This is a genomic window from Vibrio sp. SCSIO 43136 (genome assembly GCF_023716565.1).
GTDB lineage: Bacteria > Pseudomonadota > Gammaproteobacteria > Enterobacterales > Vibrionaceae > Vibrio.
The window spans coordinates 2,853,668-2,867,854 of record NZ_CP071848.1 but is presented as its reverse complement, the minus strand read 5'-3'; the positions used below and the strand labels follow the sequence as shown (position 1 = coordinate 2,867,854).

Annotated in this window: 12 protein-coding genes and 1 rRNA gene; 10 read left to right on the top strand and 3 right to left on the bottom strand. The window is 45.8% G+C overall.

The annotated features are described in order from the left end of the window. The first annotated feature begins 3 nt into the window (after positions 1-3). Positions 4-1,221 carry a BamA/TamA family outer membrane protein gene (locus J4N39_RS13410; protein ID WP_252020323.1) on the top strand — a complete coding sequence of 406 codons (1,218 nt, stop codon included), beginning with the start codon at positions 4-6 and terminating at the stop codon, positions 1,219-1,221. A 39-nt stretch (positions 1,222-1,260) separates the two neighbouring features. Here the strand turns inward: J4N39_RS13410 and J4N39_RS13405 are convergent, their stop codons facing one another. Further along, positions 1,261-1,680, bottom strand: a complete 420-nt coding sequence (locus J4N39_RS13405; protein WP_252020322.1) for a secondary thiamine-phosphate synthase enzyme YjbQ — start codon at positions 1,678-1,680, stop codon at positions 1,261-1,263. Positions 1,681-1,980: 300 nt separating this feature from the next. Between J4N39_RS13405 and pgi the strand changes: the two genes are divergently transcribed. After that, the gene (pgi, locus tag J4N39_RS13400; RefSeq protein ID WP_252020321.1) at positions 1,981-3,633 is read left to right on the top strand and encodes a glucose-6-phosphate isomerase; all 1,653 of its coding nucleotides are present in this window, start codon (positions 1,981-1,983) and stop codon (positions 3,631-3,633) included. A 176-nt stretch (positions 3,634-3,809) separates the two neighbouring features. Here the strand turns inward: pgi and J4N39_RS13395 are convergent, their stop codons facing one another. Continuing rightward, complete coding sequence (locus J4N39_RS13395) at positions 3,810-4,271, bottom strand: chemotaxis protein CheX (RefSeq protein ID WP_252020320.1); 462 nt, start codon at positions 4,269-4,271, stop codon at positions 3,810-3,812. An 11-nt stretch (positions 4,272-4,282) separates the two neighbouring features. Beyond that, the gene (zur, locus tag J4N39_RS13390; protein WP_503063688.1) at positions 4,283-4,744 is read right to left on the bottom strand and encodes a zinc uptake transcriptional repressor Zur; all 462 of its coding nucleotides are present in this window, start codon (positions 4,742-4,744) and stop codon (positions 4,283-4,285) included. Between the two features lie 282 nt (positions 4,745-5,026). On the opposite strand from zur, the gene dusA reads away from it, so the two are divergent. The 8 genes from dusA to J4N39_RS13350 all read left to right on the top strand — a co-directional run bounded on the left by dusA (position 5,027) and on the right by J4N39_RS13350 (position 14,128). Next, a complete protein-coding gene (dusA, locus tag J4N39_RS13385) occupies positions 5,027-6,031 on the top strand; it encodes a tRNA dihydrouridine(20/20a) synthase DusA (protein ID WP_286036812.1) in 1,005 nt (334 codons plus the stop codon). A gap of 176 nt (positions 6,032-6,207) precedes the next feature. Further along, positions 6,208-6,417, top strand: coding sequence for an envelope stress response protein PspG (pspG, locus tag J4N39_RS13380; RefSeq protein WP_252020317.1), 210 nt, complete (start codon positions 6,208-6,210; stop codon positions 6,415-6,417). 81 nt (positions 6,418-6,498) lie between these two features. Then, positions 6,499-7,164: a TIGR04219 family outer membrane beta-barrel protein gene (locus J4N39_RS13375; RefSeq protein WP_252020314.1), complete on the top strand. Its 666-nt coding sequence runs from the start codon at positions 6,499-6,501 to the stop codon at positions 7,162-7,164. Between the two features lie 103 nt (positions 7,165-7,267). Continuing rightward, positions 7,268-7,498 carry a hypothetical protein gene (locus J4N39_RS13370; protein WP_252023766.1) on the top strand — a complete coding sequence of 77 codons (231 nt, stop codon included), beginning with the start codon at positions 7,268-7,270 and terminating at the stop codon, positions 7,496-7,498. 122 nt (positions 7,499-7,620) lie between these two features. Then, a complete protein-coding gene (locus tag J4N39_RS13365; protein WP_252020312.1) occupies positions 7,621-9,438 on the top strand; it encodes an assimilatory sulfite reductase (NADPH) flavoprotein subunit in 1,818 nt (605 codons plus the stop codon). Next, complete coding sequence (gene cysI / locus J4N39_RS13360) at positions 9,438-11,153, top strand: assimilatory sulfite reductase (NADPH) hemoprotein subunit (protein WP_252020310.1); 1,716 nt, start codon at positions 9,438-9,440, stop codon at positions 11,151-11,153. Before J4N39_RS13365 ends, cysI begins: the two co-directional genes overlap by 1 nt. Further along, positions 11,146-11,925, top strand: a complete 780-nt coding sequence (locus J4N39_RS13355; protein ID WP_252020308.1) for a phosphoadenylyl-sulfate reductase — start codon at positions 11,146-11,148, stop codon at positions 11,923-11,925. The genes cysI and J4N39_RS13355 overlap by 8 nt, the downstream gene beginning before the upstream one ends. A gap of 650 nt (positions 11,926-12,575) precedes the next feature. Beyond that, positions 12,576-14,128: ribosomal RNA gene (locus J4N39_RS13350) — 16S ribosomal RNA — on the top strand. Positions 14,129-14,187 lie beyond the last annotated feature (59 nt).

The window sequence follows — 14,187 nt, the reverse complement described above, 5'->3', positions numbered from 1 at the left end:
ACCATGGTGAGTCATTTCAATCGATGGGCCGCTATATCACTGTGCTGTGTAGCGACAACAACGCAGGCCGCTCGTAACAATTGGTACGACTGGTTTGAAGACTCTGCGGCGGTTCCGTTTGCCTTTTCTACTGACACTTTAGGAACCACTGTAGGTGCTGCTGGCCTCATTAAAGGGCTAATACAAGAGACAGATGGCTTTGTTATATCGGGCCTGAGCTCCAGCAAAGGCACAACCATCACCTACGTTAACTACAATAACTTTCGTATTGGTGACTCGATCCTTCTGAGTATGGATGCCTACAACGCCAAATACGCAGGTTACGACTACTTTATTGGCGATAGCGGCAGCAATGACTCGAGCTTTGACCAAGCCATTACCACCGATGGCGAAGAAGATCGTTATCGTTTAACCATGGAATACGTACTGCCTTTTGGTGCAGTGGCGAAAAATGGTATTCAACAGGCGAAAAGACCAACGAGAGAAATTACCGGTTCTGATCCGAGCGAAAGTGGTGTTAGCTCAGTGATCGTAGAGCCGTTTTATCATCGACGTATATTAGACGTGCCTGAGGCTGCTGATATCCCCGAATCAACTTGGGGCGTAAAGCTTGGTTATGAGTGGGATAATCGTAATGATGTGCGAAATCCTTCACAAGGCAGTAAAACCAACTTCGATTTGACTTACTCGCCTTCAACTTCAGACGGTAGCCAGTGGGTGGTAGTTGAAGCTGACCATAGCCGTCACTATGACTTAGGCGCATGGGAAGGAGTGTTTAGTAGTCAAGTGCTCTCATTAGACGCTTATCTGGCAGACACCCCTACTTGGAACCAATGCGATCAAGAGATATGCCATCGTCCACCTGAATACGCTGGCGTAACGCTAGGTGGTTTATATCGTTTACGTGGTTATAGCGGTGAGCGTTATCATGGTCGCTCAGCGGTGCACTACAGTGTTGAGTATCGAGTTATGCCTGAGTGGCAACCGCTAGGGTCTTGGCCAGTATTCAATTGGTATGACGTGCCTTGGTGGCAGTTTGTCGCCTTTATTGATGCAGGTCGAGTTGCCGACGAGCTTAATCTAAAAACGCTTCATACTGACATGAAATGGAACGCCGGTGGAGGCATTCGTTTCCAAGTGGAAGGCATTGTGGTTCGCACCGAAATTGCTGCGGGCAGTGAGGAAGGACTCTTTAGAGTGATGGTTAACCAACCGTTTTGAACAGGGCCCAGCGTAATGCTGGGCTTTTTTATGCACCTTTCACTCGCCTTGGATCGTAGCAATTATGGTGCGAGCACCACCATGGTCTCGATGCTCACCAAGGTAGATGCCTTGCCATGTTCCCAAGGCTAAGCGGCCATGACTGATTGGGATGGTCACGCTCGTGCCCAACGTTGAGGCTTTGATGTGCGCAGGCATGTCATCGTCCCCTTCGTAAGTATGGCGGTAGTAAGGCGCTCTTTCTGGCACAAACTTGTTAAAGTGTGCTTCCATATCACAGCGCACAGTGGGATCGGCATTTTCATTAATGGTTAAACTTGCCGAGGTATGCTGAATAAACAGATGTAACAGACCAACGCGTATTTGATTGATCTGCGTTATTTGTTGTTCAATTTCATCAGTGATAAGGTGGAACCCTCGGGATTTGGGTGCCACTTTGAGGCTAACTTGTGACCACATGCTTGGTTCCTCAATGTACAGGGTGTGCACATAATACTAGTCTAACCAAGAGTTGGGCATTAGGAATTGGTTATCGTGACCCACCTCATGGTTGGTGTACGGTCATTACGCCATAATCCAAATCCTGAAATATTATTACAACAACTCTACTTTGGGGGCCCGGCCTTTTCTTCGCTAGCACTAGAAGAGGGTGGATTAAGTAGGGTTGCGGCGTACGCCAATTTATTTGCTTAAAACTGGAAAAGTTATTCTGGCATGAGGCTGGAAGACGACACCAAAGGATCATTGGGATTTATCACCATGCTAAAAAATATCAATCCAACCCAAACGCAAGCTTGGAAAGCTCTAACTGCTCATTTCGAATCAGCACAAGATATGGATTTGAAAGCACTGTTTGCTGCAAACCCACAGCGCTTCAATGAGTTCTCTGCAAAGTTCGGTAGCGACATCCTTGTTGACTACTCTAAAAACTTAGTTGACCAAGAGACAATGAAGCACCTATTTGCTTTGGCTCAAGAGACCGAGCTAAAAGGCGCAATCGATGCGATGTTTGGTGGTGATTTCATTAACCAAACTGAAGGTCGTGCAGTGCTTCACACGGCGCTTCGCAACCGTAGCAACACAGCTGTGAATGTAAACGGTGAAGATGTTATGCCAGCGGTGAATGCTGTGCTGGAGAAGATCAAAGGTTTCACTGAGCGTGTGATCTCTGGTGAGTGGAAAGGCTACACGGGCAAAGCGATCACTGACGTAGTGAATATTGGTATCGGTGGCTCTGACTTGGGTCCTTACATGGTGACAGAGGCGCTTAAGCCGTACCAAAACCACCTCAAGCTGCACTTTGTATCTAACGTAGATGGCACTCACGTCGTTGAAACACTGAAGAATGTTGACCCTGAAACAACACTATTCCTAGTGGCATCTAAGACCTTCACTACTCAAGAAACCATGACCAACGCTCACACTGCGCGTGATTGGTTCCTAGAAGCAGCAGGCGACCAAGCGCACGTGGCTAAGCATTTCGCAGCGCTTTCGACCAATGGTCAGGCTGTGGCTGAGTTTGGTATTGATACTGACAACATGTTTGAGTTCTGGGACTGGGTTGGTGGTCGTTACTCTCTATGGTCTGCAATCGGTATGTCTATCGCTCTTGCTGTTGGTTACGATAACTTCATCGAGCTGCTATCTGGTGCTCACGAGATGGATAAGCACTTTGCTGAGACAGATTTCGAGCAAAACGTACCTGTGATCCTTGCGCTAATTGGCCTATGGTACAACAACTTCCATGGCGCTGAGTCTGAAGCTATCTTGCCGTACGACCAATACATGCATCGCTTCGCAGCATACTTCCAGCAAGGTAACATGGAGTCTAACGGTAAGTGTGTAGATCGTGGTGGTAATGAAGTCGATTACCAGACGGGTCCAATTATCTGGGGTGAGCCGGGTACTAACGGTCAACACGCTTTTTACCAGTTGGTACACCAAGGCACTAAATTGATCCCTTGTGACTTTATTGCTCCGGCGATCAGCCACAATCCAGCAGGCGATCACCACCAGAAACTGATGTCTAACTTCTTTGCTCAAACGGAAGCTCTTGCGTTTGGTAAGACACAAGAGACAGTACGTGAAGAGTTCGCTAAAGCGGGTAAAACGGCAGAAGAAGTCGCAGACCTAGTACCGTTTAAAGTATTTGAAGGTAACCGCCCAACCAACTCTATCTTGGTTAAGCAAATCACACCTAAGACACTAGGTAACCTGATCGCAATGTACGAGCACAAGATTTTCGTACAAGGTGTTATCTGGAACATCTTCAGCTTTGACCAGTGGGGTGTAGAGCTTGGTAAGCAACTAGCCAACCAAATCCTACCTGAGCTTGCGGACGAGTCTGAAATTAGCTCTCATGATAGTTCGACCAACGGTTTGATTAATGCGTTTAAGGCGTTTAAGGCTTAAATCGTCGGTAAACGGTTAATGGACGCTATCGCTAAGGGATAAAGGGCTGGCTTACTTTTAGTCAGCACTTCTTAGTAGATTGCTAGATAAACCTCACTATTAGCAGTGAGGTTTTTTTATGGGCATTAAAAAAGCTGGCCAGTGGCCAGCTTTTCAAAATTAATTTTGAATGACGCTTATTCGAAACAGATCTCGATGAAAGCGTTACCCCACTCAGAGCTGAATGGCATGATGATGATAGCACCTTCACATTTGTGACGAATGGTGTGGCCTTTACCAGAAACTACCACAGGTGTTGCCATATCAAAGTCGAAACCACTTTCCGCAAGAATACGCTTTGCACCGCCCGTTACCATGTTGGTGATTTCACCGACCATGTCAGTCACTTCTTCATTAAGACCGTTTGGACGCTCACCTAGCATGTTTTGCATGATTTCTAGGGCTAGACCCTCATCAAAAGTAATCGACATAGAGCCTTTCGTTTGCGTACCGACCATACCAATTAGGCCAGACACGTCACCGCGGGCAATTTCATCTTTTTTGATTCGAGGCTTTTGTGGTTTTAGTTCCAAAGAAGCCATAGTTTTCAGCACGTTCATTAGTGATGCTAAAAACGGGTTTACAAACTCAGCGCGCATATCGTTCTTTCTTATTTGTTATCTGTTTCGGAAGAGATGCAATTTTGGCAAGTACCATGGGTCTCAATGACATGATGTGTCAGTTTGAATCCTTGCTTCTCCACATTTTTCGCTAGTAGTGCAACCAAATCATCGTCCTGCAGTTCGATGACGTCTCCGCAATTATCGCAGATCATCAAATGCGAGAAATGCTTATTACCACCGCATGAGCAGCATGAAATATAGCTATTGGTTGATTCCACACGATGGATAAAGCCTTGGCCGAGAAGAAAATCCAACGCACGATATACCGTTGGTGGTTTCGCTTGTGGCTCTGTCAACTTGAGTTCATCAAGCAGCTCGTAGGCTGTTGAGGCTCTTTTATTCTGACAAATTAGCTCAAAGACTCGTTTACGCTGTGGTGTTAACCGCACGCCTCGACTTTGGCAAATTTCTTCTACTTGTGTAATCAACGCTTGCTTCAAGTTGCTCACCTTTTGGTGCACATGTCTAATAATATACCATTTATGCTACCAATTCGGCAGCAGAAGGTACTTTTTTCACTACCGTAAGCAAATTTGATGCTGGAATCAATGTTTGGTTTAGGTGTAAAGCTCAATCAAACTCAATCGTTTATGGTTATCTTGGTCAAATCACACCTTTGGCTTAGGTGGAATATGGGCTGATCTCAAGGCGATGCATGTGTATAATCCTGCGTCTAATTTTTGGCTATCGAGCCAGTTTGTCTGTATTGAACCAGTGATGTGAGGTATTTCGTGTCTAACCCTGAACAAAATAGCAATTTTTCAATGCAGCGTTTATCAGTTGCTCCAATGCTTGATTGGACAGATCGCCACTGCCGTTATTTCCATCGCCTTCTTTCCCAGCAAACTCTGCTTTATACCGAGATGGTGACCACTGGCGCTATCATTCATGGTAAGGGTGACTTTCTTGCTTATAGCGAGCAAGAACATCCACTTGCGCTGCAACTAGGTGGCTCTAACCCGCAAGACCTAGCAACTTGCGCTAAGTTGGCAGCAGAGCGTGGATATGATGAGATCAACCTTAACGTTGGCTGTCCATCCGATCGCGTTCAAAACGGCCGTTTCGGGGCTTGCTTAATGGCTGAGCCTGAGCTTGTAGCAGAGTGTGTTGCGGCAATGCGTGATGTGGTTGATGTACCAGTGACGGTGAAAACTCGAATCGGGATTGACGATCAAGACTCGTACGAGTTCCTGACTCGCTTTGTACAAATTGTTCATGAGCAAGGTGGTGTTGATCAGTTTACCATCCATGCACGCAAAGCTTGGTTAAGTGGTTTAAGCCCGAAAGAAAACCGTGAAATTCCACCATTGGATTACCCACGTGCTTACCAGATTAAAAAAGACTTCCCACAGCTGACCATTGCCGTTAACGGCGGTGTAAAAACGCTAGAAGAAACCAAAGAGCATTTAGCCCACCTAGATGGGGTGATGATTGGTCGAGAAGCGTATCAAAATCCTTATATTCTCGCAGAGGTCGATCAGCAAATATTTGGTCTAGACAAACCAGTGATTAAGCGCAGTGACGTGGTGAAAGCCATGTACCCATATATCGAGCAAGAGCTGTCGAAGGGTGCTTATTTGGGCCATATCACTCGCCACATGCTGGGGCTGTTCCAAAATATGCCTGGGGCACGTCAATGGCGTCGCTACATTAGTGAAAATGCTCATAAACCAGGTTCTGGTATTGAGGTGGTGGAAGCCGCACTAGCAAAAATTCCAGCTGAGTTAGATGTGTAATATTTACCACATTAACTGGTGAAATTTACCAGATCACTACCTATGCCAAGCCATCGATTATTTCGATGGCTTTTTATTTTCATTTAAATCAAATGCTTATTGAAATTGTTTATCTTGGCGCAGTTTGTGCAAACTCTATTGGTAGTACATAGAGAACAAGACGCTAGGAGAAAGGTATGTTTGAACTACTGTTCGTGCTGATGTTTTTGGGAATTTTGGTATTTACTGGTGTGACTATGATGACAGTGTTTGCTGCGGGGGCGATTACCTTTGTCGTTATGCTGTTGCTCGGCATGGTCGGTTTTGTCTTTAAGATCTTACCTTGGATCATAGTGATTGCCTTGGGCTGGTGGTTCTTCAAGAATTACGTCTACTGCCCTCGATAGATTTTTCCTACCTATCATTTCCCTATACGGTATTTGTGCTAGTATCCACTTCAAATCATACGTTTGAGGTGGATATTTTTTATGCGAGCTCACTTGACTAGCTGTTTGGCATTTGTAGGTTTGGCTGCGACATCAACAGGATTGGCAGCACAAGAGTCCGAGCTAAACTTTCGTTTTGGCATTGATTACTGGGGTGCTCGAACGCAAGTGGAACAGAGTAAAGAAACTATCCACCAAGATTCGGTTGAAGCACGAGTGCCGTTCTATCTGGCGATAGAGCATAACTATCCTTATGTGCCTAACTTTCGCGTACGATATACCCCTGTTGAAGGAGAGTATATTGAGTACAACAAATATGATTACACGCTATATTACGACATTATCGAGCATGATCTCATGCATTTCGATATCGGTGCAACTTGGTCGACCTATGCCGATGGAGATTATCGTAATCCAGCCCAAACCGAGCGCACATTTACCAAGCGCATTTTCAGTTGGCATGCGAATGCAGAAATTAATGTCCCTAACTCAGACTTCTCTATTATCGGAGAATTTGATTTTGCCAATCGTAGTGGGAATAAAACCGCAGATCTGACCGCAGGTGTTCGCTACGATTTTGATATTGAGAAATTTGATGCTGCAATTCGAGGAGGTTATCGCGCCACAGAATACAAATTCGACTTTATGGCCGATAACGACTTTTATCTGACCCATGGTTTCTTTATTGGTGTCGAGCTAGGTTTATAACTCTCTTTTTTGAGAACAAGGTTGTTTGTAGTTAACATAAATTTTACAACCTTTCGCTTTTGAACCATTCTTAGTGGACGGAAATCTGTGCTTGGAGGCTATGATGACCATTTCTGAACTAAGAAACTTGTACCAAAAGCAGCAATTAATTGAAGCCATTGTTGAACCATCAATCCAGGAAGGAAGCTGGATCGTTGAGTTTCGTCATTCTCGCGGTGGCTTTATTCTTCTTACTGATACCCATGGTGAAGAGTGTCATTACGTCGATATCGATACGGCGTCTAAGTCCGCTTTAGCGGTAGGCTTTCGCCAAGTTCGAGTGGAAGAGCGATAGAAAACACCCCACTACAATTCTTCTCTTAATCCAAAAAGTAATAAAACATGTATTTCTATTCTTTTTTATTATTAAAAGGAGTGGTTAATCTATCGTCACGCAATGAATAGGGATGTCGTGACATGTTACTTAAGCAACTTTCCGCACTCGCAAGTCCACTAAACGACCAACAAATAGGTCAATTACAACAAGCGATTGCCGAGCTATCACCTCAACAGCTTGCCTGGGTAAGCGGGTATTTTTGGGGCATTAGCCAAACTGAAACCGCAGGTGCAGCAGCACCGATCACTCAAGCTGCAGCCGCTGTCGCTGCAAAACCTGCAGGCAAGCTGACTATTATCTACGCTTCGCAAACAGGTAATGCCAAAGGCGTTGCAGAATCTTTGCTTGATGAAGCTAAAGCGTCGGGTATTGAAGCTCAACTATTTGATGCAAGCGACTACAAAGGTAAGAACTTAGCGAAAGAGACGCACGTCATCATCGTTGCATCGACAAATGGTGAAGGTGAAGCACCTGATAATGCTATGGAGCTGCATGAATTCCTTCAATCGAAAAAAGCGCCAAAGTTGGGCAATCTCCAATATGGTGTGATTGGTTTGGGCGACTCAAGCTATGAGTTCTTCTGCCAAACCGGTAAAGACTTTGATGCTTACTTATCTAAGTTGGGTGCAACTTCCTTTATTGATCGTATTGATTGTGACGTTGATTACGACGCACCTGCAGCGCAGTGGCGTCAGCAAGCACTAGAGCAAGTCAAAGAAGCTCTTGCAGGGGACACAGAAGCTGAAGTGGTTCAACTTCCGGTTGGGCAGCAGGCAACTCACAGTGCTTACACTAAACAAAGTCCATACACTGCCACGCTTCTAACCAGTCAAAAGATCACTGGCCGTGATTCAGGTAAAGACGTTCGCCATGTTGAAATTGATTTAGATGAATCAGGAATTACTTACCAGCCGGGCGATGCATTAGGTGTTTGGTTTGAAAATAGCTCAGATCTTGCTAATGCAATATTGGACAAAGTCGGTCTATCTGGTGTTGAAAGCGTTGAAGTCGATGGTGAGAGTCTATCTATTCACAGCGCTTTAGTGAGTAAGTATGAAATCACCGCAGCCAATCCACAGTTGGTCACTAAGTTTAGTGAACTATCCGGAAGCAAGAAGCTTGAAAAGTTGGTAGCAGATAAAGACAAATTACGTGAGTACGCAGGTAACACCCAAATTGTGGATGTCCTAGCAGAGAAGAAAACTAAATTAAGTGCAGAGCAGTTGGTTGGTCTACTGCGTCGTCTGACACCTCGTCTATATTCTATCGCTTCTGCGCAAAGTGAAGTCGATGAAGAAGTACATTTAACAGTTGGTTTGGTTGAGTATGACAAGGGCGATGAAAAACGCTTTGGTGGTGCATCAAGCTTCCTTGCTCAGCGCTTAGAGGAAGGGGGAGAAGTTAAAGTCTTTGTTGAAAACAACAATAACTTCAAACTGCCACAAGATGACTCAACGCCTATCATCATGATCGGTCCGGGGACAGGTATCGCACCATTCCGTAGCTTTGTACAAGAGCGTGATAACCGTGATGCTGAGGGTAAGAACTGGTTACTGTTTGGCGATCGCACCTTCACTCAAGACTTCCTGTACCAGGTGGAATGGCAAAAGTACCTTAAGTCTGGTTTGCTGACTCGTTTAGACGTGGCATTTAGCCGTGACCAAGCTGAAAAAGTTTATGTTCAGCACCGCATTTTAGAGAACAGCGCCGAGGTATGGCAGTGGATTCAAGAGGGGGCGTACATTTACGTATGTGGTGATGCGACTCGTATGGCTAAAGACGTTAACGACGCACTTGTGACTGTTGCAGTTAACGAAGGCAAATTATCACAGCAAGATGCAGAGCAATTCATTAACGACTTACGTAAACAAAAACGCTATCAAAGGGATGTGTACTAATGACAGAGCAAACAGTATTAGGTCAGACGCTTGGGCCTCTCTCTGATAATGAGCGTCTAAAACGTGAAAGTAACTTTCTACGCGGGACAATTGAAGCGGACCTGAAAGATCAAATCACTGGTGGTTTCACCGCAGATAACTTTCAGTTGATCCGTTTCCATGGGATGTACCAGCAAGATGACCGTGATATCCGCAATGAGCGTGCTAAGCAAAAGCTAGAGCCTTTGCATAATGTGATGCTTCGTGCACGTATGCCTGGTGGTGTCATCACCCCTAAACAATGGTTGGCAATCGACAAGTTTGCGACTGACCATACGTTATATGGCAGCTTACGTCTTACCACTCGCCAGACGTTCCAGTTCCACGGTGTGCTCAAGCCAAACATCAAGCTAATGCACCAGACTCTGAATAGTATTGGTATCGATTCAATTGCTACTGCTGGGGATGTAAACCGTAACGTACTGTGTACGACCAACCCAGTAGAGTCTGAGTTGCACCAAGAAGCCTACGAGTGGGCGATAAAAATCAGTGAACACCTGTTGCCAAAGACCAAAGCGTATGCCGAGATCTGGCTCAATGGTGAAAAAGTTGAAGGGACGGACGAGGAGCCGATCCTCGGCAGTAATTACCTACCACGTAAGTTCAAGACAACAGTGGTGATCCCGCCTAGAAACGATGTGGATGTTCACGCTAATGACTTAAACTTTGTCGCTATTGCCGAAAATGGCAAACTGGTGGGTTTCAATGTATTGGTTGGTGGTGGGTTGGCCATGACTCATGGCGATACCTCTACTTATGCCCGTAAAGCAGATGATTTTGGTTTCATTCCACTAGAGAAAACATTAGAAGTTGCTGCCGCAGTAGTGACAACTCAGCGTGACTGGGGTAATCGCTCAAACCGTAAAAATGCTAAGACAAAGTACACATTAGACCGTGTTGGTATTGATGTATTTAGGGCTGAAGTTGAAAAGCGTGCAGGAGTGAGTTTCGAACAAAGCCGTCCGTATGAATTCACCGAGCGTGGTGACAACATTGGCTGGGTTGAAGGCATTGATGGTAAATCGCACCTAACTCTGTTTATTGAAAATGGCCGTTTACTAGATTACCCAAACAAACCGCTCAAGACAGGTGTTGCAGAGATAGCCAAGATCCACAAAGGTGATTTCCGCATGACTGCTAACCAGAACCTAATCATTGCAGGCGTAAGTAAAAGCCAGAAAGCAAAAATCGAAAAGATTGCCCTCGAGCATGGGCTGATTGATTCATCGGTTTCTGAGCAGCGTAAAAATTCAATGGCGTGTGTTGCTTTCCCAACCTGTCCTCTTGCAATGGCGGAAGCAGAGCGCTTCTTACCTGAGTTTGTCACTCAAGTTGAAAGCGTATTGGAGAAACATGGGTTAGATAAAGAAGACAACATCATTTTGCGTGTGACTGGCTGTCCAAACGGCTGTGGTCGAGCGATGTTGGCTGAAATTGGTCTGGTAGGTAAAGCCCCTGGACGTTACAACCTGCACCTAGGGGGTAATCGTGCAGGTACTCGAATCCCTAAGATGTATAAAGAAAACATCACTGATAAGCAGATCCTTGAAGAAATTGACGCTTTAGTTGAGCGTTGGGCGAAAGAGCGCAATGCAGGAGAGGCATTTGGTGATTTTGTGATTCGAGTAGGCGTTATTGCAGAAGTAAAAGTGTCGAAGAGGGATCTGTATGCCTGATAAAGTAATTAGTCGACCTGAACTGAAACAGTTACTGTCGATGACGAAGGTGGAGCAAAGTCTTCACCTAGCTGAGCTTAATGGATATCTGGAAAAGCTGAGTGCACAAGATCGTATTGCTTGGGCATTTGAAAACTTAGAAGGCACTCATGTGGTTTCTTCAAGCTTCGGTATTCAGGCTGCTGTCATGTTGCATTTAGTTTCGCAAGTAAAAGCTGATGTTCCGGTAATATTAACCGATACAGGTTATCTGTTTGCTGAGACCTATCAGTTCATTGATCAGTTGACTGAGCAGCTAGGACTCAACTTACAAATCTTTAGAGCGGAAGCAGGACCTGCTTGGCAAGAAGCTCGTTACGGTAAGTTATGGGAGCAAGGTGTCGAAGGTATTGAGAAATACAATCGTCTTAATAAAGTGGAGCCGATGCGAAGAGCGCTAGATACGCTTCAGGCGGGCACTTGGTTCTCTGGTTTACGTCGTGAGCAGTCGAGTTCTCGAGCGAACCTACCAATACTTGCAATACAAAATGGTGTGTTCAAGTTCCTTCCAGTCATCGACTGGAGCAACAAAGATGTTCACTACTATTTAGAAAAGCATGGTCTACCGTATCACCCACTGCGTGATGAAGGTTACTTATCAGTAGGTGACACGCACACCACAGTGAAGTGGGAGCCAGGCATGAAAGAAGAAGAAACTCGATTTTTTGGATTAAAAAGAGAGTGTGGTCTTCATGAAGATGATGGCAGTGAGCAAGACGGTTCTGGTATTTAAGCCATTATTACCTCTATATGCATAACAAAAGGGCCCATTGAGGCCTTTTTTTGTGTCAGCTCAACTCAACAGAGATTTATAGGCAATGTAGCGAGCATAAAAGTGAACATTTAGCGGACAGTAAATAATAACTCTGTGGATAAGTTGTGGTATACCTGGGTTAAAATATAGATAAATAGCCATTTGAGGAATAAATGAGCGCTTAAGGTGATTTTTTCAAATTTTTCTTAAAAAGCCCTTGCCAACGTGACGGCAATCTCTATAATGCGCTTCCACTGACACGGCAGAGCCCACAAGGGTTCAGAGCTAAGTCAGTAAGACGTAAGCAACAATTTGGCATTGAGTTTCAATTTAAAACGAAATTCAAAAAAAAACTTCAAAAAAGTGTTTGACACTGAGGTTTGATTCGCTAGAATGCACGTCCGCTTTGAGAGGTAACTCAAAAAGCAACGCTCTTTAAAAATTAGAACCTATCAATCTGTGTGGGCACTCGTTGATGATAATCAAAACTGATTCTTCGGAATCAAAAATGGTTTTCAATGAACTGAGTGACCAATCAAGACTTCTTTTGGAAACATTAGGGGGCTTGGCACAGTCAATTCAACATTACTATGTAATGTAATCAGTATTCATTGAGCCGACAAAATCTTAAATTGAAGAGTTTGATCATGGCTCAGATTGAACGCTGGCGGCAGGCCTAACACATGCAAGTCGAGCGGAAACGAGTTATCTGAACCTTCGGGGAACGATAACGGCGTCGAGCGGCGGACGGGTGAGTAATGCCTGGGAATATGCCTTGATGTGGGGGATAACTATTGGAAACGATAGCTAATACCGCATAATAGCTTCGGCTCAAAGAGGGGGACCTTCGGGCCTCTTGCGTCAAGATTAGCCCAGGTGGGATTAGCTAGTTGGTGAGGTAATGGCTCACCAAGGCGACGATCCCTAGCTGGTCTGAGAGGATGATCAGCCACACTGGAACTGAGACACGGTCCAGACTCCTACGGGAGGCAGCAGTGGGGAATATTGCACAATGGGCGCAAGCCTGATGCAGCCATGCCGCGTGTATGAAGAAGGCCTTCGGGTTGTAAAGTACTTTCAGCAGTGAGGAAGGCATTAACGTTAATAGCGTTAGTGTTTGACGTTAGCTGCAGAAGAAGCACCGGCTAACTCCGTGCCAGCAGCCGCGGTAATACGGAGGGTGCGAGCGTTAATCGGAATTACTGGGCGTAAAGCGCATGCAGGTGGTTTGTTAAGTCAGATGTGAAAGCCCGAGGCTCAACCTCGGAACTGCATTTGAAACTGGCAGGCTAGAGTACTGTAGAGGGGGGTAGAATTTCAGGTGTAGCGGTGAAATGCGTAGAGATCTGAAGGAATACCGGTGGCGAAGGCGGCCCCCTGGACAGATACTGACACTCAGATGCGAAAGCGTGGGGAGCAAACAGGATTAGATACCCTGGTAGTCCACGCCGTAAACGATGTCTACTTGGAGGTTGTGGCCTTGAGCCGTGGCTTTCGGAGCTAACGCGTTAAGTAGACCGCCTGGGGAGTACGGTCGCAAGATTAAAACTCAAATGAATTGACGGGGGCCCGCACAAGCGGTGGAGCATGTGGTTTAATTCGATGCAACGCGAAGAACCTTACCTACTCTTGACATCCAGAGAAGCCAGCGGAGACGCAGGTGTGCCTTCGGGAACTCTGAGACAGGTGCTGCATGGCTGTCGTCAGCTCGTGTTGTGAAATGTTGGGTTAAGTCCCGCAACGAGCGCAACCCTTATCCTTGTTTGCCAGCGAGTAATGTCGGGAACTCCAGGGAGACTGCCGGTGATAAACCGGAGGAAGGTGGGGACGACGTCAAGTCATCATGGCCCTTACGAGTAGGGCTACACACGTGCTACAATGGCGCATACAGAGGGTTGCCAACCAGCGATGGTGAGCGGATCCCAAAAAGTGCGTCGTAGTCCGGATTGGAGTCTGCAACTCGACTCCATGAAGTCGGAATCGCTAGTAATCGTGGATCAGAATGCCACGGTGAATACGTTCCCGGGCCTTGTACACACCGCCCGTCACACCATGGGAGTGGGCTGCAAAAGAAGCAGGTAGTTTAACCTTCGGGAGGACGCTTGCCACTTTGTGGTTCATGACTGGGGTGAAGTCGTAACAAGGTAGCCCTAGGGGAACCTGGGGCTGGATCACCTCCTTATACGAAAGTTTATCTTTGACTAGTGTCCACACAGATTGATGGTTTTGAAGCGAAAGCTT